Below are 18,462 nucleotides of genomic sequence, written 5' to 3'. Positions count from 1 at the left end.
TCAAGCCGCCGGGATCACTGCGCCATTGTACTTCTGGGCGATGAAGTCCTTGACCGTCTGGCTGCGCAGCGCCGTGGCCAGGGCCCGGATGCGCGGGTCGTTCTGGTTGTCGGGACGAGCCACCAGATAGTTCACATAGGGGCTGTCGGCGCCTTCCAGCGTCAGGGCGTCGGTCTTCGGGTTCAGGCCGGCGTCGAGGGCGTAGTTGGTGTTGATCACCGCCATGTCGACCTGGTCCAGCACGCGCGGCAGGGTCGCCGACTCCAGCTCGCGGAAGCGCAGGCCCTTGGGATTGTCGACGATGTCGCGCAGCGACTGCAACGGGTTGGCCGGGTCCTTCAGGCGGATCAGACCGGCCTTCTGCAGCAGGATCAGCGAGCGGCCGATCGAGGAGGCGTCATTCGGCACGGCCACCTCGGCGCCCTGCGGCAGGTCGGCCAGCGACTTGTGCCGGCGCGAATAGGCGCCCAGCGGCTCGACGTGGATGCCGGCCACGGTCACCAGGTTCGAGCCGCGCGAGGCGTTAAACTCGTCGAGGTACGGCTTGGTCTGGAAATAGTTCACGTCCAGCCGCTTCTCGGCCAGCTGGGTGTTCGGCTGGACGTAGTCATTGAACACCTTGATCTCGATGTTCACGCCCTGCTCCGCCAGGATCGGCTTGATGTGCTCGAGGATTTCGGCATGCGGCACGGCGGTGGCGCCGACCAGCAGCGGCGCATTGGCGTCGGTCTTCTTCTCTCCTCCCTGTCCGCAGGCGGCCAGGGCCAGCGAGGCGGCGGCGACGATGAGAAGCGAACGACGGAGCATGGGAGAGCCTTTCGGGGGAGCGATCAGCGGTGGGAGACGGCGGCGACCAGGCGGTCGCCGAGCATCTGGAGGCACTGCACCAGCAGGAGCAGCAGGACGACGGTGACCACCATGACATCGGTCTGGAAGCGCTGGTAGCCGAAGCGGATGGCCAGGTCGCCCAGGCCGCCGGCCCCGACCACCCCGGCCATGGCCGTATAGCTGACCAGGGCGATGGCGGTGACGGTGGCCCCGGCGATGACGCCCGGCAGGGCCTCGGGCAGCAGGGCGCGGGTGACGATCTGGAAGGTCGAGCCGCCCATGGCCTGGGTCGCCTCGACGACGCCCTTGTCGACCTCGCGCAGAGCCGTCTCGACCAGGCGGGCGTAGAAGGGCGCGGCCCCAACGACCAGCGGCGGGATCGCCCCGGCCACGCCGAGCGAGGTGCCGACCAGCAGCACCGTCACCGGCAGCATGACGATCAGCAGGATGATGAAGGGCACCGAGCGCAGCACATTGACCACGAAGGACAGCACGGCGTTCAGCACCGGATTGGCCGCCAGCCGCCCCTTGCCGGACAGATAGAGCAGCACGCCGAGCGGAATGCCGAACAGGATGGTCAGGACCAGCGACCCGCCCAGCATCAGCAGGGTGTCGACCGTGGCGCGGCCGATCTCGGGCCAGTCGATGTTGTCTAGCATCAGGCCGCCTCCCCCACGCCCTCGACGATGACGCCGCGGGCGCCGAGCTGGCTCAGGGCCTTCTCCGCGTCTCCGCCGGTGAAGGCGACCACCAACTGTCCGTAGGGCTCGCCGCGGATGCGGCTGATCCGACCCGACAGGATCGAATAGTCGACGCCGACCGAGCGGGCCACGCGGCTCAGTTCGGGCTCATAGGTCGAATTTCCCCGGAAGGTCAGGCGGGCCAGACGGCCGCCTTCGGGGGCCAGACTGGCGTCGAACGCCTCCTCGCCCTCGGCAAGCATGGCCTTGGTCGCGGGATGCTGCGGATGGAGGAAGACGTCGGCGGTCGCCCCCTCCTCGACCACCCGGCCGTCCTTGAGCACGGCGACCCGGTCGCAGACCCGGCGCACCACCTCCATCTGGTGGGTGATCAGCACGATGGTCAGGCCCAGTTCGCGGTTCAGCTCGTCCAGCAGGGTCAGGATGTCCTCGGTCGTCTCCGGATCGAGCGCGCTGGTCGCCTCGTCGCAGAGCAGCACCTTGGGGCCGGTCGCCAGGGCGCGAGCGATGCCGACGCGCTGCTTCTGGCCGCCGGACAGCTGGGCCGGATGCTTTTTCGCATGCTCGGCCAGCCCCAGCCGCTCCAGCAGTTCGGCGACCCGCCGATCAACCTCCGGCCCCAAACGACCTTCGAGACGCAGCGGGAAGGCCACGTTCTCGGCGATGGTCTTGGCGTTGAGCAGGTTGAAGTGCTGGAAGATCATGCCGATCCGCCGGCGCGCAGCGCGCAGTTCGGCCGGCGTCAGCGCCGTCATGTCCTGGCCGTCGACGACGACCCGGCCGCTGTCCGGCCGCTCCAGCAGATTGATCGAGCGGATCAGGGTCGACTTGCCGGCGCCCGAGCGGCCGACCACCCCGAACACCTGTCCGGCCTTCACGTTCAGGTCGACGTCGTCCAACGCCACGCGCTCGCCCGCGGCGCTCTTGAAGCGCCTCGTCACGCCTTGCAGACGGATCATCAGTCGGCCTCGAGCGCCTTGGCGGGAATGATGGTGACGCTCTCGCCGCAGCCGCAGGCGTCGGTCTGGTTCGGGTTCCGGAACACGAATTTCGACGCCAGCTTGGTCGTCTCGTAGTCGATCTCCGAGCCGATCAGGAACAGGATCGCCTTCGGGTCGATCAGGATGGTGACGCCCTTGTCCTCGACCACCTCGTCCAGCGGCTCGACCGTCTCGGCGTAGGCGAAGGTGTACTCCTGCCCCGCGCAGCCGCCGTTCTTCACCCCGACGCGCAAGGCCACATAAGGCTTCTCGGCGTTCGTCATGATCTCGCGCACGCGCTCGGCCGCCGCCTCCGTCAGGGTGACGGCCTTGGGGCGCGGGCGGCGCGGACGGGTGGTGGTCTGAAGGTCGGTCATCGGGGCGTCCGTCAGAACATGTTCAGGGCCAGCTTGGCCTCGTCGCTCATCTTCGAGGCGTCCCACGGCGGATCGAAGGTCAGCTCGACCGTCGCCGACTTGATGCCCTCGACCTTCATCACCGCCTGCTCGACCCAGATCGGCATCTCGCCGGCGACCGGGCAGCCCGGCGCGGTCAGGGTCATCTCGACGGCCACGTCGCGGTCGTCGGACAGGTCGACCTTGTAGATCAGCCCCAGCTCATAGATGTCGACCGGGATCTCCGGGTCGAACACCGTCTTGAGGGCGGTGATGATCTCGTCGGTCAGATGGTCGAGCTCGTGCTGGCTGATCTTGCCCGAGGCCACGGCCGCGGCGCGCCCGCCGTCATCTTCCACAGGGGTCGTCTGGTCGCTCATGCAAAGAACTCACGGGCCTTGATCAGGGCGTCGGCGAAGGCGTCGGCGTCCTCTGTCGTATTATATAGGGCGAAGCTGGCCCGAGCGCTCGACGTCAGGCCGAAATGGGCCGACAGCGGCTCGGCGCAGTGCAGACCGGCGCGCACGGCGACGCCGTAGCGGTCCATCACCTGGGCGATGTCGTGGGCGTGGGCCCCATCGACGGTGAAGGTCAGGATCGCGCCCTTCCCCTCCGCCTCGCCGATGACCCGCAGCCAGTTGACGCCCTCCAGCCGCTGGCGGGCGTGGTCGTACAGCGCCTTCTCATGCGCTTGCACGGCAGTCCGGTCGAACTGGCTCAGCCAGTCGATGGCGGCGCCGAGGCCGATGGCTTCCAGGATCGGCGGCGTGCCGGCCTCGAAGCGGTGCGGTGGCTTGGCGTAGGTAATCCGGTCCATCTCGACCGACTCGATCATCTCGCCGCCGCCCTGGTACGGCGGCAGGGCCTCAAGCGCCTCAGCCGCGCCGTACAGCACGCCGATGCCTGAGGGGCCGTACAGCTTGTGGCCGGTCAGGACGTAGAAGTCGCAGCCGATGGCCTGAACGTCCGGGGTCGCGTGCACCGCGCCCTGGCAGCCGTCGATCAGCACCTGCGCCCCGGCGGCGTGAGCCAGGCGGGTGATCTCGGCGATCGGAATGATCGTGCCCAGCACGTTCGACATGTGGGTGACCGCGACGACCTTGGTCTTCGGCCCCAGCAGTTCGGCGTAGGCGGCCATGTCCAGCGAGCCGTCGTCCAGCACCGGGATCCACTTGATCACCGCCCCGCGCCGCTCCCGCAGCAGGTGCCACGGCACGATGTTGGAGTGGTGCTCCATCTGGCTGACGATGATCTCGTCGCCGGGCTGGATCGACTGACCGATGCCCGCCGCCACCAGGTTGATCGCCTCGGTGCCGCCCTTGGTCCAGACGATGTTCGTCGCCGCCGGGGCGTTGAGGAACCGCGCAACGCTCTCGCGCGCATTCTCGAAAGCCTCGGTCGTCTCGTTGGCCAGGGTGTGCAGGCCGCGGTGGACGTTGGCGTAGCTGCCCTCCATCGAGGCCGTCAGGGCGTCGATCACCGCCCGCGGCTTCTGCGCCGAGGCGGCCGAGTCCAGATAGACCAGCGGCTTGCCGTTCACCGTCCGCGACAGGATCGGGAACTGAGCGCGCGCGGCGTAGGCGTCAAACCGGTTCACAGGCGATCCGTCAGCCATGCCCGCACCACTTCCTTCGCGCCGTCGTGTTCGATGCGGTCGACGACTTCCATCAGGAAGGCCTCGGTCAGCAGGGCCCGCGCCTCCTCCAGAGGAATGCCGCGCTGCTGCATGTAGAACAGGGCGTTCTGATCCAGATTGCCGACTGTATTGCCGTGCGCACACTGCACGTCGTCGGCGTAGATGATCAGCTCCGGCTTGGCGTCGATCTCGGCGCGTTCGCCCAAGATCAGGGCGTGATGGCCCATGCGGGCGTCGGTGCCGTCGGCCCCGCGCTCGACGATGATCTTGCCCTGGAAAACGCCGCGCGCTGCATCGCGCACGACGCCCTTGGTCAGCTGGGACGTGCGCCCGTCGGGCCCGCCGTGGTCGACGATGCTGGTGAAGTCAGCATGCCGCGCGCCGGAAAGAATGTAGGCGCCGTCCAGCCGTACGAAGGCGCCGTGGCCGGGGTGCTCGACGCGAGTCTCGGTCCGCTGCAGCTTGCCGCCGGCGCTGAAGGCCGCCTGGTGCAGGGTCGCACCGTGAGCCAGCGCGATGTGAGCCTGGCTCAGGCCGATGGCGTCCTCGGAGTCCTCGGCCAGGATCACCCGCGTCAGGCTCGCGCCCTCGCCGACAGTGATCTCCAGCTCGACATTCGAGACGTAGGCCGGGGCCAGGCCCTCGTAGCTCTCCAGCAGGACCAGCGAAGCCCCGGCCTTCACGTCGATGGTGACCCGCGCCTCATGACCGGTCCCCTCGCCCGTCGAGACGAAGCGCAGCCGCACCACATTCTCGCCCTCGGCGACGATGCCCGGAAAGCCCTCGCAGCGGCCGTTGACGAAGGCCAGCTCCGCGCCGCCCAGGGCCGCGAACGGGCCGCCGGGCGCGACCACGCCCTCCGGCGACGGCGCCGGGCTCTCACGCAGGAATTTGCGCAGGTCCGTGTACTTCCAGGCCTCGACGCGGCGCGAGGGGAAGCTCGACGGATCCTTCAGATCGATGCGGACTGGCGTGTTCACGCGGCTTCGGCCCCGTATTTGTCGTAGCCCTCGGCTTCCAGCTGCAGGGCCAGCTCTGGCCCGCCGGAGGCGACGATGCGGCCGGCGGCCAGGACGTGGACGCGGTCCGGTTTGATGTAGTCGAGCAGGCGCTGGTAGTGGGTGATGACCAGCATCGACCGCTCCGGCGAACGCAGGGCGTTCACCCCGTCTGCGACGATGCGCAGAGCGTCGATGTCGAGGCCCGAGTCCGTCTCGTCGAGGATCAGCAGCGACGGCTCCAGCAGGGCCATCTGCAGGATCTCCATCCGCTTCTTCTCACCGCCCGAGAAGCCGACGTTCAGCGGCCGCTTGAGCATGTCGAAGTCCATCTTCAGCGCCTGCGACGCCGCGCGGACCAGCTTGAGGAAGTTCGGAGCCGAGACCTCCTCCTCGCCGCGCGCCCGCTTCTGGGCGTTCAGGGCGGTGCGGATGAAGGTCATGGCCGGCACGCCGGGGATCTCCAGCGGATACTGGAACGACAGGAACACGCCCTTGGCGGCGCGCTCGGCCGGGTCGAGGGCCAGCAGGTCCTCGCCGTTCCACGACACCGAACCGTTGGTGGCCTCATAGCCCGGGCGGCCCGACAGGGCGTAGCCCAGCGTCGACTTGCCGGCGCCGTTCGGCCCCATGACGGCGTGCACCTCGCCCGCCGGCACGTCGAGCGTCAGCCCCTTGAGGATCGGCTTGTCGCCGACGGACACTTGAAGGTTGGAGATGGAGAGCACTTAAGTTTGAACCTTCTGCGGACCATTGGTCCAATGCGGAGGAAGAAGCGAGAAGTGGCCCAGGTTCTGGAACCGGCCAGTCGTCGAGCTTCGGACAGACAGCGAATATGGCAGCGGGTCGGGGAAATAGGCCCAGACCTGCTCGGCCAGAACCCAGACCTCATCGCCGACCCGGGCCCACCACCAGAAGTCCGCTTCGACCGTTTCAAGCCGAGGCTCTCCGGGAGTGGGGACGTAAGCCTCTGGCTGACCCCACTCGATCGCGCGGTCCGCACGGCGCATGAACTCAGCGAACTCGGCCTCATCGCGCGTCTGCATCACGTAGAATGGTTGGACGGTTTGACTGGGCTGCCACTCGTATGGGCCCGCGCCAAAGGGGCGAACTTCGCCGTTCCCCTTGGGCGACTCCCTGTCAGGCTTGCGAAGCCAACCGAACATCAGCCCACACCCTCTGTTCGAAGGGAGGCAAGATTGGCCCGAGGTGACCGGAGCGCCGTCATTGCACGCTCTCCGGCCCCTCGACGGTGCGCGCCGCGCGGTTCTTGGCCGCGGCGCTCGGCGCCTGACAGTCGAGGTTCATGGCGATGCTGACGCGCTCGCCGGAGCCCGTGTAGGGCGTCACGCCGTGCTTCAGCCACGAGGGGAACAGCACCAGATCGCCGACGGACGGCTTGATCGCCTGGGCGCCGTTGTACGGCTTGCCGGTCGCGTCACGCAGGTGGAAGTCCGGGTGCCGCATGCTGGGCAACGGATGCCGCGGGTCCTCGAAATGCAGCAGGCCGCCGACATCCTCGCCCGGGGTGTCGGCGCCGAGATCGACGTAGAACACCGCCGCCCACAGCGAGCCGGGGTGAACGTGCTCCTTGTTCGAGGCGCCGGGCCCAGAGATGTTGGCCCACATCTGGGCCGTCCACACATAGTCCTCAGGCGTCCCCTCGCCGAAGGCTGACGCCTGCCGGGCCATGCCGATGGCCAGATCAGCGAGCTGCTTCGCCGGCGGCCCGCCCCAGGCGATCATGTCGTAGCTCGAATGCCAGCCGCCCACGTTGGTCGCGGCGACGCCCGGATGGGCGCGCCGGTGGTCGCGAGCGACTGCGCCGATCTCACGAGCCAACGCGTCGCTGCCCTGGAACTTCCCCACCACGACGGGCGTGGAGAAGAAGTGGTTCACCTTCATGGTCAGGTTGATCTTCGCGGTCATCCGACCGAGCCCTCGAGGCTGATCGCCACCAGCTTCTGGGCCTCGACGGCGAACTCCATCGGCAGCTCCTGCAGCACGTCGCGCACGAAGCCGTTGACCAGCAGGGCCACCGCCTCCTCCTCCGACAGGCCGCGCTGCTGGGCGTAGAAAAGCTGGTCCTCGCTGAGCCGCGTCGTGGTCGCCTCGTGCTCCAGCTGGGCCGAGCCGTTGCGGGCCTCGATGTAGGGCACGGTGTGCGAGCCGCACTCCTTGCCGATCAGCAGGCTGTCGCACTGGGTGAAGTTGCGGACGCCCGTCGCCTTGGGATGCACCGAGACCAGGCCGCGATAGGTCGAGTCCGACTTACCCGCCGAGACGGCCTTGGCGATGATCCGGCTGCGGCTGTTCTTGCCCAGGTGGATCATCTTGGTGCCGGTGTCGGCCTGCTGGTGACCGTTGGTGATGGCGATCGAATAGAATTCGCCCGAGCTCTCCTCGCCCTTGAGCAGGCAGGAGGGGTATTTCCAGGTGATGGCCGAACCGGTCTCGACCTGGGTCCAGCTGACCTTGGAGCGGTCGCCGCGGCAGTCGGCGCGCTTGGTGACGAAGTTGTAGATGCCGCCTTTGCCGGTCGCCGGGTCGCCCGGGTACCAGTTCTGGACCGTCGAGTATTTCACCTCGGCGTCGTCCAGCACCACGATCTCGACCACGGCGGCGTGCAGCTGGTTTTCGTCGCGCATCGGGGCGGTGCAGCCCTCGAGGTAGGAGCAGTAGGCGCCCTTGTCGGCGATGATCAGGGTCCGCTCGAACTGGCCCGTCTGGCTCGCATTGATGCGGAAATAGGTCGACAGCTCCATCGGGCAGCGCACGCCCGGCGGGATGTAGACGAAGGATCCGTCCGAGAAGACGGCGCTGTTCAGGGCCGCGAAATAGTTGTCCGAGACCGGCACGACCGAGCCCAGATATTTGCGCACCAGCTCAGGATGCTCGCGCAAGGCCTCGGAAATCGGCATGAAAATCACGCCGACCTTGGCCAGCTCGGCCTTGAAGGTGGTGACCACGCTGACGCTGTCGAAGACGGCGTCCACCGCCACCCGCGGCGCGCCCTGCACCCCGGCCAGCACCTCCTGCTCCTTCAGCGGAATACCCAGCTTGGCGTAGACGGCCAGCAGCTCCGGATCGACCTCGTCCAGGCTCTTGGGCCCGATCTTCTCCTTGGGCGCGGCGTAGTAATACAGGTCCTGATAGTCGATCGGATCGTACTTCACCGCCGCCCAGGTCGGCTCCTCCATCGCCAGCCAGCGCTCGAAGGCGGCCAGCCGCCATTCCAGCATCCACTCGGGCTCGCCCTTCTTCTCCGAGATGAAGCGCACGATGTCGGCGTTCAGACCCTTGGGGGCGAACTCCTGCTCGATGTCCGAGCTGAAGCCATGCTCGTATTTCTCGAGAGCGGCGACGGCGTCGATGGTTTCCTGAACAGCGGCCATGGGTTACGCGTCTTCCTTCACGCGCTCACTGATGCGCGCTGCATGCTTCGCCCAGGCTGCGACCCAGGCGTCTGCGAAGCGGATCCAGTCCCCTTCAGTGGTGCCCCAGCCGCCCGAGATGCGGACCCCGCCAGTGGCCAGGTCGTGCAGGCCCATGGCCGAGATCGCCTTGGACGGCTTGGTCTTGCCCGAGGAGCAGGCCGAGCCCGCCGACACCATCACGCCCTGCAGGTCGAGGGTGATCAGCTGCTGCGGGCTGTCCCAGCCCTCGACGGCCATGAACAGGGTGTTGGGCAGGCGCTCCACGGCGCCGCCGATGATCGTCGCGCCGGCGGCCTTCACCCTGACCTCGGCGGCGTCGCGCCAGGTCACATGGGCCATGGCCTCGGCCAGGTCGCGCGCCGCGCAGTCGGCGGCGGTCCCGAAGCCGGCGATGCCCGGCACGTTCTCGGTGCCGGCGCGCAGGCCCCGCTCCTGCCCGGCCCCGTGCAGGATGCGCACGGCGTCGCGGCCCGGTTTCAGCACCAGGGCGCCCACGCCCTGCGGCCCGCCCAGCTTGTGCGCCGACAGGGTCAGGGTGTCGGCGTCGAGGTCGCGGATATCGACCGGGATCTTGCCCGCCGACTGGATGGCGTCGACGTGCAGCCAGCCGCCCGCAGCGCGCACCAGCTTCGCCGCCTCGGCGATCGGCTGGATGACGCCCGACTCATTGTTCGCGTGGTGGATCGCCACCACGGCCCGGCCCGGACGCGCCAGCGCCTCGGCCAGCCAGGCCAGGTCGACCACCCCGTTCGCGTCGACCGGCAGCACCTCCACCGGGGCGCCCGACACGACGGCCGCCTCGGCCACGCACGGATGCTCGGTCGCCCCGACGATCAGCCGCTCGCAGCCCGAGGCCAGCGCCGCGGCCACGGCCTGGGCGTTCGATTCCGTGCCGCCGGACGAGAAGATGATCGCCGTCGGATCGGCCCCGACCAGCTCCGCGACCTGCGCACGGGCGGTCTCGATGCGGGCCCGGGCGCGGCGGCCCGCGGCGTGCACCGCCGACGGATTGCCGTTATCCGCCAGGGCCTTGGCCATGATCTCCTGAACTTCAGGTCGAACCAGGCCGGAGGCGTTGTAATCCAGATAGACGCTCACGCCGCCACCCCGACTTCCGATTGCGCCCGGCGCCGCGCGCCGGTGCGGTTCATGACCACGTCCTCGAGCGAGACCCCGGCCAGATAGCGGTGGATCTCGTCGCCGAGGTCCTCCCAGAGATTGTGCGTGATGCAGCGTTCGCCGGCCATCATGCAGCCGCGCGGCGAGGCCTGGGCGGTGCAGCGGGTGGCGCGGATCGGCTCGTCGACGGCCAGCACGATCTCGGCCACGACCGTCTCGTTGGCGCCCTTGGCCAGACGGTAGCCGCCGCCAGGGCCGCGCACGCTCTGCACCAGCCCGCCCTTGCGCAGCCGCGCGAACAACTGCTCCAGATAGCTGAGGGAGATTTCCTGACGCGCCGCGATTTCGGCCAGGGACACGGCCCGCACGACCCCGTCGACCTGCCCGTTCTTGGCCAGATCGGCCATCGCCATCACGGCGTAACGTCCCTTCGTCGACAGTCGCATCGCACACCTTCAAAATTCGCGCGCTTTTCGAGGGTCCTGTGCTAGAACCCGCGCCTTCGCAAAGGCGTCGGCACGCACGGCGGACTTAGAAAGTCCTACCCTCGCGGTCAAGTATTACGCAGCTGCGAAATGACACGTGAACGCGGATTTTCTGGAAGCCCATGCCTGAAGTCATCCTGCCCGGCGCCTCGGGCCGCATCGAAGGCCGCTACTCCCCCGGCAAGCGCCCCAACGCGCCGATCGCCCTGATCCTGCACCCGCACCCCAAGGCGGGCGGGCACATGAACAACCCGGTGGCGGTGACCCTGTACCAGCTGTTCGTGAAGCGCGGCTTCGCGACCCTGCGCTACAACAGCCGCGGCGTCGGCAAGTCGCAGGGCGAGTTCGACTCGGGCGTCGGCGAACTGGCCGATGCCGCCACCGCCCTGGACTGGCTGCAGGCCAACAACCCGGGCGCGTCGCAGACCTGGGTCGCCGGCTACCAGTTCGGCGCCTACATCGGCATGCAGCTGCTGATGCGCCGCCCCGAGACCGACGGCTTCATCTCGGTTTCGCCGCCGTCGAACATGTACGACTTCAGCTTCCTGGCCCCCTGCCCGGCCTCGGGCCTGTTCCTGCACGGCACGGCCGACACCATCGTGCCGCCGGTCGAGGTCGAGCGCGTGGTCAACAAGCTGCGCACCCAGAAGGGCATCATCATCGACTATGAGCTGGAGGAAGGCGCGAGCCACTTCTGGCAGGACCACATCGACGCCGTCGAGCGCCGTGTCGGCGCCTACCTCGACAAGCGCCTGGAAGAAAAGCCGGCGTAAGCCGCAAAAAAAAGGGGCCCTCTGGGGCCCCTTTTCAATTCAGTACAGCAGGAACGGCTTGCGCGTTTCCAGCCACGCCCGCTCGTCCGGCTTCGCCAGGGCGTCGAGGTCATCCGGCGTCGAGGCCGGGTTGTCGACCCACTCCCGCAGCCCCGGCCCGCCGTTGATCACGTCGATCGGCAGCTTCCCGAAGGCGTACTCGTACGGGAAATCGCGCCACAGATCATAGTCGGGATAGAGCCGCCGGATCGCCTTGAAGCCCAGCGCCTGCACCCGCCACGGCTGGAACGCCTCGTGGTCGTAGGCCGGATCATCGACGTGGATCTGCACCCCCGAGCACAGCTTGCCGACGTGTTTGTGGAAGGTCGGCTCGAACCACATGTCGCGCAGCACGCAGCCCTTCAGCCACTGCGGCGCGAAGGCCTTCATCTCGGCGATGACGGCGCGGGCGTCGATGTCCGGCGCCCCGAACAGCTCCAGCGGCCGGGTCGTGCCCCGCCCCTCGGACAGCGTCGCCCCTTCCAGCATCACCGTGCCCGCATAGGCCCGGGTCATGGAGACGTTGGGGGCGTTGGGGCTGGGGTTGATCCAGCTGCGCTCGCTGAGCGGCCAGCCGTAGCCGGGGCCCGCCTCCGGCTTCCAGCCCTCCATCTCGATGACCCGGTAGGCCACGTCGAGCTTGAAGTGGTCGATGAACCACAGGCCCATCTCGCCCAGCGTCATGCCGTGCCGCATCGGCATCGGCCCGGCGCCGACGAAGCTCTCCCAGCCCGGAACCAGCGTCGTGCCCTCGATCGGGCGCCCCGCCGGGTTGGGCCGGTCCAGCACCCAGACCTCCTTGCCGTGCTCGCCGGCGGCCTCGAGCATGTACAGCAGCGTCGTCACGAAGGTGTAGATGCGGCAGCCGACGTCCTGCAGGTCGATCAGCACCACGTCGAAGGTGTTCATCCACTGTCCGCGCGGGCGACGCACCTCGCCGTACAGGCTGAAGACGGGGATGCCGTGCACCGGATCGGTGTAGTCCGGGCTCTCCATCATATTGTCCTGCAGGTCGCCCTTCATCCCGTGCTGCGGCCCAAAGGCGGCGCTCAGGGTGATGTCCGGATGCGCCGCCAGGGCGTCGACCGCATGGGTCAGGTCCTGCGTCGTCGAGGCCGGATGCGCCACCAGCGCCACGCGGCGGCCCTTCAGCGGCGCGCTGAGGGCGGGATCGGACAGCAGGCGATCGAGGCCGAACTTCATGGAAATTCCAGAACGAAGGAGTCGGGGTGATGGAAGTCGGGCTTATCGGACGGATGCGCTAGCGCCCAGTAGGAGATTGTCCCGTCCGACTCCTCGATGACGGCGGAGACGCCAACCCGATTAACTCGAGGCCAATCCGACCAGTTGAGCCAGGCGCTGATTGTGAGGCTCTGGCCATCCTGCTCGACATTGAACACCTCGACTGACCCGTCCAGATTGTGCATGCCCTCCCGATAGCCGTCGAACCTGTAGGCCGCCCATTCCTTCGACGGCGAGGCGTTGAACTCTGCGTAACCGCCGTCGCCCAGGTCTGCGAAAGCCTCGAAACACGTGGTGCGCCAAAGCGCGTCTGCGCGACCGACCTCGGGGGTGCCGGGCAAGTCATCGTACCTGCCCGTCAGGGCGGCCTTGGCGAACGCGACCCTTCCCCTGCCTTGCACCTCTTCCACCGCAGGTGAAAGGGACGGGACAGCGAGGCCAGCCACATTTCCCATCACGCGAAAGATCGCGAGAGCAGAACTCCGCCCTTCGTGGTGAAACTCCACCTCAATCTGATCGACGGCCGTGGACGGCGTCAGAGGGTGCGGAGTCAGGGAGCGAACCTTCATCCCCCTTGGATAGCCGCCGCTTGACGCGGGTCAATGGCGGACGCTACCCAGATGCCCATGATCGCACGCCGCGCCATCGCCGCCCTCTATTACCGCCCGCTGACCTAGCGAGCGGCCCGCGATCCCCTGCGCCGCACCCAGCCGGCGCAATCTCACAAGACGCCCGCCGGCTTCCCTGCTAACGGAGCCGTCCATGACCGACACCGCTTTCAAGTCCGACTTCCTGCGCACGCTCCAGGCGCGCGGCTATGTGCATCAGATCACCCATCCGGCCGAGCTGGACGAGGCGGCGTCGAACGGCGTGGTCACCGCCTACATCGGCTTTGACGCCACGGCGCCGTCGCTTCACGTCGGCTCGCTGATCCAGATCATGATGCTGCGCCGGCTCCAGCAGGCCGGGCACAAGCCGATCGTCCTGATGGGCGGCGGAACGACCAAGGTCGGCGACCCGACCGGCAAGGACGCCTCGCGCCCGCACCTCACGGACGAGACGATCCAGGCCAACATCGCCTCGATCAAGACGGTGTTCGAGAAATTCCTGACCTTCGGCGACGGCCCGACCGATGCGGTCATGCTGGACAATGACGCCTGGCTGTCGGGCTATGGCTACATCCAGTTCCTGCGCGACTTCGGGACCCATTTCACGGTCAACCGGATGCTCGCCTTCGACTCGGTCAAGCTGCGCCTCGAGCGCGAGCAGCCGATGACCTTCCTCGAGTTCAACTACATGCTGATGCAGTCGGTGGACTTCCTGGAGCTGAACCGGAGCCACAACTGCACCCTGCAGATGGGCGGCTCGGACCAGTGGGGCAACATCACTTCGGGCGTCGACCTGGTGCGCCGCGTCGACCAGAAGGCCGCCTTCGGACTGACCACCCCGCTGCTGACCACGGCCTCGGGCGGCAAAATGGGGAAGACGGCCGACGGAGCCGTATGGCTCAACGCCGAGCAATTGCCGCCACTCAAGTACTGGCAATTCTGGCGGAAGGTTGAGGACGCGGATGTTGGCCGGTTCCTACGCCTGTTTACCGATTTGCCACTCGAAGAGATTGCCCGCCTCGAAGCGCTTGAGGGATCCGGAATCAATGATGCAAAGAAGGCCCTGGCTGACGCAGCCACTGCGCTTCTACATGGCTCGGAGGCTGCCGCCGAAGCTCGTCGCACCTCGGAGGACGCCTTCGAACGAGGTGTCGCCACCTCCGGCCTGACTACGGAGTACATCTTGTGGGAAGGGGATCTTGAGGAGCAAGAGCGCAACAATCAGGGCCGACCGTTCACACAAAGACGCGTTGAAGCGTTGCTTAAAGCGTCGAAGCTTTCTCCCTCCATCGGCCAAGCCCGCAAGAAGATCGAGAATGAGGGAGTCTGGATCAACGATGAACTCGTTCGCGACCCTGGACGGTGGTTCTCCCTTGAGGACGTTGATCAAGAACTCGGAGCTTTCAAAGTCCGCCTTGGCAAGCGCGGACAGATCGTCCTAGTCCGTCCGGTGTTGTGAGAAGCGCGATGACCGAAGTGGTGGAAGGCTCCAAGGCTCCGGCCTTCGACATGGCGACCGACGGCGGCGGGCGGGTATCGCTCGAGGGCCTCAAGGGCAAGTCGGTCGTCCTCTACTTCTATCCGAAGGCCGACACGCCCGGCTGCACGACCGAGGGCCAGGACTTCTCGGCCCTGGCCGAGGAGTTCGCGGCGGCCAACGCCGTGGTCATCGGCGCCTCGCGCGATCCGGTGAAAAAGCTCGACCGGTTCAAGGCCAAGTACGACCTCAAGGTCGTGCTCGCCTCCGATGAGCCCGAGGACGTCACCGAGCGCTACGGCGTCTGGGTGCTCAAGACCCTCTACGGCCGCGAGTACATGGGCGTTGAACGCGCCACCTTCCTGATCGATGGCGACGGGGTCGTCCGCCGCGTCTGGCGCAAGGTCTCGGTCAAGGGTCATGCGGCCCAAGTGTTGGAAGCCGTCCGTTCGCTGTGACCACGGAGCGAACAGTCCCCGTTCAGATGTAACGGCTGTTCCAAAGATTCGCGGATACGCCTGTGAGGCGAAATATACGCCCGAATACCTTGGAAGTTCGCGCATCCGCGCCAAGGATGGTTAACAGGACGTAAACAGACTTGTCCCCAGCCGTGAAGCTGGCGCATAACGCTACGTCCGTGCGTGGGGGCGTCGCGTAATGACCGAAGCAACGACTGTCAGACAGTCACTATTGGGCCGGTGGTTTCCGACGCGATACCTGTACCTGCGTGACGGCGACGACGTCCGGGCCTGGGCCCTGACACCCGGCAAGCAGGCCCTTGGGACCCTCGGCGCCCTGGTTCTCGGCAGCTGGTTCATCGTCGCCTCAGGCGGGTTCGCCTTCGACCTCGTCATGCAGAGTCAGGCGGACCGCACCGTCGCCCGCGCCCGCGCCGCCTCCGAACGCCTCAACGCCGACCTTCAGGCCCGTCTCGACAGCGCCGTGGTGCGCATGACCGCGACGACCGGCTCGCTCGACGAAATGGCCCAGATGGTCGAACGCCGCCACGCCGCCCTGACCCAGGTGATGGGCATGTTCCACGGCGTCGACGGGGCCCAGACCGCCCTTGCTCCCGCAGCGCCGCTGAACCCGTCCGACCACTCGCCGGTCGAGCGCCTCGTCGCCGTCCGTCTGGATCAGGAACGCCTGATCGACCGCGCCGAGAGCGTGGCCCATACCCGCGCTGAACGCCTGCGCCTCGCCTTCCGCCTGGCGGGCCTGAACCCCGCCGCCTATGCGCCGCGCAGCGGCCAGGGCCTGGGCGGACCGCTGGTCGAAGCCTCGGACCCGCGCGCCTTGGCCGCCGTACTGGACGTCGATGAGGGCTTCGCCGTCCGCATCCGTCGCGCCGCCGACAACCTGTCCGACATGCGCACCCTGGCCGACGCCGCCGAAGGCATGCCGTTCCGCCGCCCGACCCAGGCCCGCACAACCTCCGGCTTCGGCGCCCGCTTCGACCCGTTCAACCGCCGGCCCGCCCTGCACCAGGGCCAGGACTTCGCGGCCCCGCTGAATAGTCCGATCGTCGCGCCGGCCCCCGGAATCGTGTCATTCGTCGGTGTTCGTTCAGGGTATGGAAACACGGTCGAGATAGACCATGGACGCGGCTTCAAGACGCGATACGCCCACCTCAACTCCATGGCCGTACGGCCCGGCCAGCGCGTGGCGCTCGGCCAGCGCATCGGCGCCATGGGAACGACAGGACGCTCAACCGGCGTTCACCTGCACTACGAAGTGTGGATGAACGGCCGCCCGCAAAACCCCGCCCGCTTCATGAGAGCCGGAGACCAACTTGTTCAACAAGACTAAATCCCCCGCCCCGTCCGCGCCTCAGCCGCGCTCTGACGCCGGTTCCGCCATTCCGCCGCTGCCGGATCTGCCGTCGCCGGGCGCCGCTCAGGCGAGCGCCGCGCCCCGTCCGGCCGCCACGCCGGTGGCCCAGCGCGGCCTGTCGACCCTGTCGTCGGACCTTCAGTTCGAGGGTCATATCTCTGGCTCGGGCGACTTGCAGATCGACGGCCAGATCAAGGGCGACGTCCGCGTCGGCCGCCTGATCGTCGGTGAGACCGGTGCGGTCGAGGGCAACGTCTCGGCTGACTACGTCGAAGTCCGGGGCCGCGTCGTCGGCGCGGTCAACGGCAAGCAGGTCAAGCTGATCGCCACCGCCTACGTCGACGGCGACATCACCGCCGAGCAGCTGTCGATCGACATCGGCGCCTATTTCCAGGGCCGCGTCCTGCAGGGCCGTCGCGAGGCTCCGGCCCCGGTCGCCGCGCCCCGCGCGGCCGCTCCGGTCGCGGCGCCGGCGGAAGTCGCGCCGCAGCTCATCGACATGAAGCCGCACGCCTGATCAGTGGCTAGTGGCTAGTAGCTAGTGGGCAAGCTAGCCCGCCGACCGGCTGCAACGAAAAAAGGCCCCGGATCGCCTCCGGGGCCTTTCTATTTGGTGGGGTCTCTCGCGCCGACGAAGAGAGACGCTGGGACCGCTAGCCACTAGCCACTAGCCAATAGCCACTTCCCAACCGCCGTTACTCGACCGTCGAGCCCCGCGTCTCGCCGACCCGGGCGGCCAGGGCAGCCCCCATGAAGTCGTCCAGGTCCCCGTCCAGCACCCCTTGGGTGTCGGAGGTTTCGACGTTGGTCCGCAGGTCCTTGACCATCTGATACGGCTGCAGGACGTACGAGCGGATCTGGTGACCCCAGCCGATGTCGGTCTTGGCGTCGGCCAGCGCCTGGGCGGCGGCCTCGCGCTTCTGCAGCTCCAGCTCGTACAGGCGGGCGCGCAGCATCTTCCAGGCCTGGTCGCGGTTCTGGTGCTGCGACCGCCCGGCCTGGCAGGCCACGACCGTGTTGGTCGGGATGTGCGTCAGGCGGACGGCGGAGTCGGTCTTGTTGATGTGCTGACCGCCGGCCCCCGAGGCCCGGTAGGTGTCGGTGCGCACGTCCGAGGGGTTGATGTCGATCTCGATGGCGTCATCGACGACCGGCGAGACCCCGATCGAGGCGAAGGAGGTATGGCGCTTGGCGGCGGCGTCGTAGGGACTGATGCGCACCAGACGGTGCACGCCCGATTCCGACTTCAGCCAGCCATAGGCGTTGGGCCCGCTGATCAGGATGGTGGCGGACTTGATGCCGGCCTGTTCACCCGATTCCTCGGCCTCGACCTCGACCTCATAGCCGTGCGCCTTGGCCCAGCGGGTGTACATGCGCAGCAGCATGCCGGCCCAGTCGTTGGACTCGGTGCCGCCGGCCCCGGAGTTCACTTCCAGATAGGCGTCGTTGCCGTCGGCCTCGCCGGACAGCAGGGCTTCCAGCTCGGCGCGGGCGGCGCGGTCCTTGATCGCCTTCAGGTCGGCGCGTGCGCCTTCCAGGGCGGCCTCGTCGCCTTCCTCGTCGGCCATATCGGCCAGCATGACCCCGTCCTCGAGGCCCTGCTCCATCTCGCGGACAGTATTGATCTGGGCTTCCAGCCGCGAGCGGTCGCGGCTGACGGCCTGGGCCTGTTCGGGGTCGTTCCACAGCGTCGGGTCCTCGACCCGCGCGTTCAGCTCATCGAGCTTCCGAAGCGCGACATCCCAGTCAAAGACGCCTCCTGAGCAGAGCGATGCTCTGCTCGATGTCGGCCTTCATGGCCTCGACATCCGGTCTCATCGCATTCTCCAGCGACATCAAAGTGAGGCGCGGACATAGAGCGCGCCGGGGAAAAGGGGAAGTGAGGTTCTAGGGGCTAGGTTCTGGGGGCTA

Annotated in this window: 21 protein-coding genes; 5 read left to right on the top strand and 16 right to left on the bottom strand. The window is 67.6% G+C overall.

Annotated elements, in window-relative coordinates; all coding sequences use genetic code 11:
* The 13 genes from ASC65_RS03060 to ASC65_RS03000 all read right to left on the bottom strand — a co-directional run bounded on the left by ASC65_RS03060 (nt 1) and on the right by ASC65_RS03000 (nt 10,540).
* Nucleotides 1-807 (bottom strand): MetQ/NlpA family ABC transporter substrate-binding protein, encoded by an 807-nt coding sequence (locus ASC65_RS03060; protein WP_056449409.1) that lies wholly within the window; start codon nt 805-807, stop codon nt 1-3.
* Between the two features lie 23 nt (nt 808-830).
* Nucleotides 831-1,487, bottom strand: a complete 657-nt coding sequence (locus ASC65_RS03055) for a methionine ABC transporter permease (RefSeq protein WP_056449408.1) — start codon at nt 1,485-1,487, stop codon at nt 831-833.
* A complete protein-coding gene (locus ASC65_RS03050) occupies nt 1,487-2,488 on the bottom strand; it encodes a methionine ABC transporter ATP-binding protein (RefSeq protein ID WP_056449407.1) in 1,002 nt (333 codons plus the stop codon). The genes ASC65_RS03055 and ASC65_RS03050 overlap by 1 nt, the downstream gene beginning before the upstream one ends.
* Nucleotides 2,488-2,886, bottom strand: coding sequence for a HesB/IscA family protein (locus tag ASC65_RS03045; protein ID WP_056449404.1), 399 nt, complete (start codon nt 2,884-2,886; stop codon nt 2,488-2,490). The genes ASC65_RS03050 and ASC65_RS03045 overlap by 1 nt, the downstream gene beginning before the upstream one ends.
* Nucleotides 2,887-2,897: 11 nt before the next feature.
* Nucleotides 2,898-3,284: an SUF system Fe-S cluster assembly protein gene (locus ASC65_RS03040; protein ID WP_056449403.1), complete on the bottom strand. Its 387-nt coding sequence runs from the start codon at nt 3,282-3,284 to the stop codon at nt 2,898-2,900.
* The gene (locus ASC65_RS03035; RefSeq protein WP_056449402.1) at nt 3,281-4,519 is read right to left on the bottom strand and encodes an aminotransferase class V-fold PLP-dependent enzyme; all 1,239 of its coding nucleotides are present in this window, start codon (nt 4,517-4,519) and stop codon (nt 3,281-3,283) included. The genes ASC65_RS03040 and ASC65_RS03035 overlap by 4 nt, the downstream gene beginning before the upstream one ends.
* Nucleotides 4,498-5,520, bottom strand: coding sequence for a Fe-S cluster assembly protein SufD (gene sufD, locus ASC65_RS03030; protein ID WP_056449401.1), 1,023 nt, complete (start codon nt 5,518-5,520; stop codon nt 4,498-4,500). The genes ASC65_RS03035 and sufD overlap by 22 nt, the downstream gene beginning before the upstream one ends.
* The gene (gene sufC, locus ASC65_RS03025; RefSeq protein WP_056449400.1) at nt 5,517-6,266 is read right to left on the bottom strand and encodes a Fe-S cluster assembly ATPase SufC; all 750 of its coding nucleotides are present in this window, start codon (nt 6,264-6,266) and stop codon (nt 5,517-5,519) included. Before sufC ends, sufD begins: the two co-directional genes overlap by 4 nt.
* Complete coding sequence (locus tag ASC65_RS03020; RefSeq protein ID WP_156459537.1) at nt 6,267-6,584, bottom strand: hypothetical protein; 318 nt, start codon at nt 6,582-6,584, stop codon at nt 6,267-6,269.
* Nucleotides 6,585-6,762: 178 nt separating this feature from the next.
* Entirely contained in the window at nt 6,763-7,467 is a 705-nt protein-coding gene (locus ASC65_RS03015) for a TIGR02466 family protein (protein ID WP_056449396.1), read from the bottom strand.
* Complete coding sequence (gene sufB / locus ASC65_RS03010; protein WP_056449395.1) at nt 7,464-8,933, bottom strand: Fe-S cluster assembly protein SufB; 1,470 nt, start codon at nt 8,931-8,933, stop codon at nt 7,464-7,466. Before sufB ends, ASC65_RS03015 begins: the two co-directional genes overlap by 4 nt.
* A gap of 3 nt (nt 8,934-8,936) precedes the next feature.
* Nucleotides 8,937-10,073, bottom strand: a complete 1,137-nt coding sequence (locus ASC65_RS03005) for a cysteine desulfurase family protein (RefSeq protein ID WP_056449391.1) — start codon at nt 10,071-10,073, stop codon at nt 8,937-8,939.
* Nucleotides 10,070-10,540, bottom strand: a complete 471-nt coding sequence (locus ASC65_RS03000) for an Rrf2 family transcriptional regulator (RefSeq protein ID WP_056449388.1) — start codon at nt 10,538-10,540, stop codon at nt 10,070-10,072. Before ASC65_RS03000 ends, ASC65_RS03005 begins: the two co-directional genes overlap by 4 nt.
* Nucleotides 10,541-10,701: 161 nt before the next feature.
* Between ASC65_RS03000 and ASC65_RS02995 the strand changes: the two genes are divergently transcribed.
* A complete protein-coding gene (locus ASC65_RS02995) occupies nt 10,702-11,352 on the top strand; it encodes an alpha/beta hydrolase (protein ID WP_056449385.1) in 651 nt (216 codons plus the stop codon).
* 39 nt (nt 11,353-11,391) lie between these two features.
* On the opposite strand, the gene ASC65_RS02990 is transcribed toward ASC65_RS02995, so the two are convergent.
* Both ASC65_RS02990 and ASC65_RS02985 read right to left on the bottom strand, forming a co-directional pair.
* On the bottom strand, nt 11,392-12,594 hold the full coding sequence (locus tag ASC65_RS02990; protein WP_056449383.1) for an exo-beta-N-acetylmuramidase NamZ family protein: 1,203 nt from the start codon (nt 12,592-12,594) through the stop codon (nt 11,392-11,394).
* The gene (locus tag ASC65_RS02985; RefSeq protein ID WP_056449380.1) at nt 12,591-13,202 is read right to left on the bottom strand and encodes a DOMON-like domain-containing protein; all 612 of its coding nucleotides are present in this window, start codon (nt 13,200-13,202) and stop codon (nt 12,591-12,593) included. The genes ASC65_RS02990 and ASC65_RS02985 overlap by 4 nt, the downstream gene beginning before the upstream one ends.
* A 193-nt stretch (nt 13,203-13,395) precedes the next feature.
* Here ASC65_RS02985 and tyrS point away from each other — a divergent pair, with 193 nt between their 5' ends.
* The 4 genes from tyrS (at nt 13,396) to ASC65_RS02965 (ending at nt 17,068) form a co-directional block, all read left to right on the top strand.
* Entirely contained in the window at nt 13,396-14,700 is a 1,305-nt protein-coding gene (gene tyrS, locus ASC65_RS02980) for a tyrosine--tRNA ligase (protein ID WP_056449379.1), read from the top strand.
* Between the two features lie 8 nt (nt 14,701-14,708).
* The gene (locus ASC65_RS02975; protein WP_056449378.1) at nt 14,709-15,176 is read left to right on the top strand and encodes a peroxiredoxin; all 468 of its coding nucleotides are present in this window, start codon (nt 14,709-14,711) and stop codon (nt 15,174-15,176) included.
* 199 nt (nt 15,177-15,375) lie between these two features.
* Complete coding sequence (locus ASC65_RS02970) at nt 15,376-16,527, top strand: M23 family metallopeptidase (protein ID WP_056449377.1); 1,152 nt, start codon at nt 15,376-15,378, stop codon at nt 16,525-16,527.
* Complete coding sequence (locus tag ASC65_RS02965; RefSeq protein WP_082525848.1) at nt 16,511-17,068, top strand: bactofilin family protein; 558 nt, start codon at nt 16,511-16,513, stop codon at nt 17,066-17,068. The genes ASC65_RS02970 and ASC65_RS02965 overlap by 17 nt, the downstream gene beginning before the upstream one ends.
* Before the next feature lie 178 nt (nt 17,069-17,246).
* Here the strand turns inward: ASC65_RS02965 and prfB are convergent.
* Nucleotides 17,247-18,369 (bottom strand): peptide chain release factor 2 gene (gene prfB / locus ASC65_RS02960; protein ID WP_156459536.1). Its coding sequence is split into 2 segments (ribosomal slippage): nt 17,247-18,299 and nt 18,301-18,369, totalling 1,122 coding nucleotides; the frame shifts between segments, so codons are not numbered across the junction.
* Nucleotides 18,370-18,462 lie beyond the last annotated feature (93 nt).

This window comes from Brevundimonas sp. Root1279 (assembly GCF_001425945.1).
Taxonomy (GTDB): Bacteria; Pseudomonadota; Alphaproteobacteria; order Caulobacterales; family Caulobacteraceae; genus Brevundimonas.
This window is presented reverse-complemented; position numbering and strand designations above follow the sequence as displayed.

Bases quoted from the DNA above. Each gene is read 5' to 3' on its own strand.
- ASC65_RS03060 (WP_056449409.1), bottom strand. From the start codon at position 807: ATGCTCCGTCGTTCGCTTCTCATCGTCGCCGCCGCCTCGCTGGCCCTG.
- ASC65_RS03055 (WP_056449408.1), bottom strand. From the start codon at position 1,487: ATGCTAGACAACATCGACTGGCCCGAGATCGGCCGCGCCACGGTCGAC.
- ASC65_RS03050 (WP_056449407.1), bottom strand. From the start codon at position 2,488: ATGATCCGTCTGCAAGGCGTGACGAGGCGCTTCAAGAGCGCCGCGGGC.
- ASC65_RS03045 (WP_056449404.1), bottom strand. From the start codon at position 2,886: ATGACCGACCTTCAGACCACCACCCGTCCGCGCCGCCCGCGCCCCAAG.
- ASC65_RS03040 (WP_056449403.1), bottom strand. From the start codon at position 3,284: ATGAGCGACCAGACGACCCCTGTGGAAGATGACGGCGGGCGCGCCGCG.
- ASC65_RS03035 (WP_056449402.1), bottom strand. From the start codon at position 4,519: ATGGCTGACGGATCGCCTGTGAACCGGTTTGACGCCTACGCCGCGCGC.
- ASC65_RS03020 (WP_156459537.1), bottom strand. From the start codon at position 6,584: ATGCAGACGCGCGATGAGGCCGAGTTCGCTGAGTTCATGCGCCGTGCG.
- ASC65_RS03015 (WP_056449396.1), bottom strand. From the start codon at position 7,467: ATGACCGCGAAGATCAACCTGACCATGAAGGTGAACCACTTCTTCTCC.
- sufB (WP_056449395.1), bottom strand. From the start codon at position 8,933: ATGGCCGCTGTTCAGGAAACCATCGACGCCGTCGCCGCTCTCGAGAAA.
- ASC65_RS03000 (WP_056449388.1), bottom strand. From the start codon at position 10,540: ATGCGACTGTCGACGAAGGGACGTTACGCCGTGATGGCGATGGCCGAT.
- ASC65_RS02995 (WP_056449385.1), top strand. From the start codon at position 10,702: ATGCCTGAAGTCATCCTGCCCGGCGCCTCGGGCCGCATCGAAGGCCGC.
- ASC65_RS02990 (WP_056449383.1), bottom strand. From the start codon at position 12,594: ATGAAGTTCGGCCTCGATCGCCTGCTGTCCGATCCCGCCCTCAGCGCG.
- ASC65_RS02985 (WP_056449380.1), bottom strand. From the start codon at position 13,202: ATGAAGGTTCGCTCCCTGACTCCGCACCCTCTGACGCCGTCCACGGCC.
- tyrS (WP_056449379.1), top strand. From the start codon at position 13,396: ATGACCGACACCGCTTTCAAGTCCGACTTCCTGCGCACGCTCCAGGCG.
- ASC65_RS02975 (WP_056449378.1), top strand. From the start codon at position 14,709: ATGACCGAAGTGGTGGAAGGCTCCAAGGCTCCGGCCTTCGACATGGCG.
- ASC65_RS02970 (WP_056449377.1), top strand. From the start codon at position 15,376: ATGACCGAAGCAACGACTGTCAGACAGTCACTATTGGGCCGGTGGTTT.